Raw genomic sequence first — 4,508 nt, forward strand, 5'->3', positions numbered from 1 at the left:
CCTCCCTCCCCCTTCACCCCCGCCGAAATCGCCGCCCAAGGCATCAAACCCAACGAATACGACGAAATCGTCAAAAGACTAGATCGTCACCCCAACAAAGCCGAACTCGGCATGTTCGGGGTGATGTGGTCGGAACACTGCTGCTATAAAAACTCCCGCCCCCTGCTCAAACAATTCCCCACCACAGGCGATCGCGTCCTCGTCGGCCCAGGTGAAAATGCGGGCGTCATCGACCTTGGCGACGGCCTCCAGCTCGCCTTCAAAATTGAATCCCACAATCATCCCTCCGCCGTCGAACCCTTCCAGGGTGCCGCAACGGGTGTCGGGGGTATCCTCCGCGATATTTTCACCATGGGCGCGCGACCGATCGCGATCCTCAATTCCCTCAGATTTGGCGACCTCAAAGATGCCAAAACGCGCCGCCTCTTCACCGGTGTCGTCGCCGGAATTTCCCACTATGGCAATTGCCTGATCGGTTCCGAAACCCTGATCTGGAGAGACACGCAGGGCATTCACTTCGACACGATCGGCGATTTTGTCACCAGCCATTTGGCTCCCGACGCGGATACCACAGAACTCGCACCAGGGATCGAAACCCTCTCGATCGATCCCAAAACCAATCGCAGCAGTTGGCAACCCGTCACCCGCATCTTCAAACGCCAGACCGAGACACTCATCAATATTCGGACATCCCTCGGTCGCACCCTCACCGTCACACCCGATCACCCGATGTTACGCGTGGAAGACGAAAATAAAGTTCGCATCCGCTACGCCCAAACCCTGCGCGTCGGCGATAATTTGCCCGTCCTCCAAAAACTGCCTGAAATTAGCGGCCAGATCCAGCCCCTCGACCTCATCGATCTCATCGATCCCCAGTTAGATTCAGATCGCGAACTGTGCGTCAAGCTACCCGAAACCTGGCAACCGAGCGATCTGATTCGCACCACCCTCGAACTGTTTGAACCATCGATTCAAAAACGCAATCACTATTTCAATACCAAAATCCTGCCACTGGCACACTTTCGCAATCTCGAACAACTCCTCGGCTTGGAGAGCAGCCTCAACTGCGCCCGTCAAGACCTGAAAATCGGCCAGCACGGCAAAGATGATTGGTTGTCAGCCCTAATTCAACCCGATGCAGCGTTTGCGCGGTTGTTAGGCTATTACATCGCTACTGGCATGGTGTCGCCAGCAGGGAATGTCTATCGAATTTTCTTCAATTTTAGCGATCGAGAAAACACGGCGGTTGGCGATCTGATGGCCATTCTCCAAAATCTGGGCATCGAGGCTAGTCCCAAACAACGTACCTCCGGGATGGCCGTGTGTGTCTCATCCTGGCTGCTGGGTCATCTATTTACCCAAGTCTGGGGGTGTGGCAATGAAGCCACCCACAAACGTCTCCCCGATTTCGTCTGGGATTGGAACTTGGCACTTCAGCAAGAACTCCTCAAAAGCCTGATTCGGAACAATCCGACTATTCCCAACCCTGGCAACTCTGGCGGACAAGATAAAATTTTCTGTTCTACTTCCAGCCGTCAGCTCTTCGACCAGGTGATGCTACTGATGCAAAATCAGGGAATCTTGCCCCAAGTTCACCACCGTCCCGCTTCCATCGGCAAGATCGCGGGTCGCGAATTTGAATATGCCGCACTATGGCAAATCGAAGTCCGGCGCGATTGGACTCAAATTATCGCGCCACCGCCAGCCGCACATCGTCAGGAAGTCGGTGCTGTCGCCACGCTGCTGCCACCGACGACCCTACTCGGTACCGTCAAAATTCAAAGTATTGCCACTCATAAAGTCGAAACTTGCGATGTTTACGACATCGAAGTCGATCGCACTCACTTATTTGTGACTAGTGCGGGGATTGTCACTCACAACTGTGTCGGCGTGCCGACTGTCGGTGGTGAAGTGTATTTCGACCCCGCTTACTCTGGCAACCCCCTGGTGAATGCGATGGCGATGGGGTTGATGGAGACAGACACGATCGTCAAATCGGGCGCAGCCGGAATTGGCAACCCCGTCCTCTATGTCGGCTCCACCACCGGGCGCGATGGCATGGGCGGCGCGAGTTTTGCCAGTGCCGAACTGACTGCCGAATCGATCGACAATCGCCCCGCCGTCCAAGTTGGCGACCCATTCCTGGAAAAATCCCTAATCGAAGCCTGTCTGGAAGCCTTCAAAACTGGTGCTGTCGTCGCCGCTCAAGATATGGGAGCCGCTGGCATCACCTGCTCCTGTTCGGAAATGGCTGCCAAAGGCGGTGTCGGCATTGAATTTAATCTCGATCTCGTGCCCGCCCGCGAACCAGGGATGGTGCCTTACGAGTACCTGCTATCGGAATCCCAAGAGCGGATGCTATTCGTCGCCCACAAGGGACGGGAACAGGAGTTAATCGATATCTTCGAGCGGTGGGGACTGCACGCCGTCGTCGCCGGTACCGTCATTGAAGAACCGATCGTGCGGATCTTATTCCAAGGATCGATCGCGGCAGAAATCACCGCTACCGCTCTAGCTGACAACACCCCCATTTACGAGCGGGAATTGATGGCAGAGGCTCCAGAATACGCCCAGAAAGCATGGCAGTGGACGCCAGACCAGTTACCCCCAGCAACGCCTCAAGGCATGGAAATTAACGGTAAATCCCACAGTTGGAACGACGTACTAATGACCCTGCTGGATACACCGTCGATCGCCTCTAAACGCTGGGTGTATCGTCAATACGACCACCAAGTCCAAAACAACACCGTCATGCTCCCCGGCGGTGCCGATGCCGCAGTCATTCGGATTCGCCCCCTCGAACCAATTCAAGGTCGTCAATCCACAGTTAATAACCCGAACTTAGGCATTGCCGCCACCGTAGACTGTAACCCCCGCTACGTCTACCTCAATCCCTACGAAGGGGCCAAAATGGTCGTCGCCGAAGCCGCGCGCAATTTGAGCTGCGTCGGTGCCGAACCAGTTGCTGTTACCGACAATCTCAACTTTGGCAGCCCCGAAAAACCGATCGGTTATTGGCAACTTGCCAATGCTTGCACGGGTTTATCCGAAGCTTGCACTATGTTTAAAACCCCCGTCACTGGCGGTAATGTCTCGCTCTATAACGAAACCTTTGATGCCGCAGGCAATCCGGTACCTATTTATCCAACTCCCGTTGTCGGGATGGTGGGGATAGTTGAGGATATTACCAAAATCTGCGGTCAGGGTTGGCAGAATACAGGCGATCTCATCTATTTACTAGGTATGCCCACATCATTGGGCGAACCGGAACACCCAGGGGCACCCCAACAAGTGACTTTAGGCGCATCAGAATATCTAGCAACCCTTCATCAAACCGTCGCTGGATATCCTCCATCGGTAAATTTTGACATGGAACTTAGAGTTCAAGCCGCCTGTCGTCATGGGATTCGCAAAGGCTGGATCGAATCTGCTCACGACTCCTCCGAAGGTGGTTTAGCTGTCGCGCTAGCTGAGTGTTGTATTTCTGGAAATAAGGGTGCAACCATTAATATAGAAATATCCAAATATCGCTTGGATCTAGTTTTATTTGGTGAAGGTGGCGCGAGGATTATAGTATCAGTCGATCCTAATCATCAAGCCGAATTTGAAGCTTATCTAAGCTCGCAAGTGAAAGATGCTTGGCAATATTTAGGTGTTGTCGGTACTGCTAGCGATCGATTCCAAATAACTGCTGAAACTGCATTAATCGATCTGGATATCGCGGCAATTACGGAAACTTGGGCAACGGCGATCGAGCGTCGTCTCGATAATAAACAATCCTAACCACGCAAAACTCAGCACCAGCATTGGTATTGCCGATCGATCTTCCCACTGTTGCAGTACTTCGCTACACTCCCGCTCTAATGCTGGCTGTTGGTGTGGATGTTTCATCGTGGATTCGGGGGCTGCGATTATCGTTCCGATAGGCTACGCCAACGATACACCTCAAGCTGTGCCCGTAATTGAGCAACTTCTTGAGCCAGATCCAGCACGATCGCGGCTCCGACTAAGTTCACCCCCAAATCTGCCCGCAACCGCTGAATCTGAGCGATGCGGGCAATCTCGCGCGAATGTAGCATCGAGCCTGTGGGTTCGATCGCGCCTAACTTGATATAAACATGTATGACTGCGATCGAAGTTTGGGCAGCATTAGCGGCATATTCAAAGGTGTACAGGCAATCCCCCTCTGTTGACACTACGGTTGTAGATAGGCTGAAAGTCATAATGTTATCTCCTTTAAGTGAGCGCGGGGATTGAAAGTGGTATTTGCTTGGATTTTTTCGTAGCATTCCTGCTCGATCGAATTAAGGTCTTGCGGCGTAACGATTTGAAGTTTGGCAAATAAGTCACCGCGTCCCCCTTTTGGTAATGTCCAACCTTTGCCACGCAGTTTCAGCGATTGCCCCGATTTCACTCCTTTAGGGACTTTCATCGTCACGCTACCATCGGGAGTTGGCACTTTGATTTCCGCCCCCAGCACTGCCTCGTCGGGGCGAATGGGCAAATCG

3 protein-coding genes are annotated in these 4,508 nt (G+C 53.1%); 1 reads left to right on the plus strand and 2 read right to left on the minus strand.

Annotated features, from left to right (window positions below):
- On the plus strand, positions 1-3,783 hold a 3,783-nt coding region (purL, locus tag RMO84_RS08305; RefSeq protein WP_310487995.1), incomplete at its 5' end, for a phosphoribosylformylglycinamidine synthase subunit PurL.
- A gap of 128 nt (positions 3,784-3,911) precedes the next feature.
- Here the strand turns inward: purL and RMO84_RS08310 are convergent.
- Both RMO84_RS08310 and RMO84_RS08315 read right to left on the minus strand, forming a co-directional pair.
- Entirely contained in the window at positions 3,912-4,223 is a 312-nt protein-coding gene (locus tag RMO84_RS08310) for a chaperone modulator CbpM (RefSeq protein WP_310487996.1), read from the minus strand.
- Positions 4,220-4,508, minus strand: a 289-nt coding sequence (locus tag RMO84_RS08315; RefSeq protein WP_310487997.1) for a DnaJ C-terminal domain-containing protein, incomplete at its 5' end; no start/stop codon positions are given. The genes RMO84_RS08315 and RMO84_RS08310, both read right to left, overlap by 4 nt.

Origin of the sequence: Chamaesiphon sp. VAR_69_metabat_338 (assembly GCF_031423935.1) — a bacterium.
Classification (GTDB): Bacteria; Cyanobacteriota; Cyanobacteriia; order Cyanobacteriales; family Chamaesiphonaceae; genus Chamaesiphon.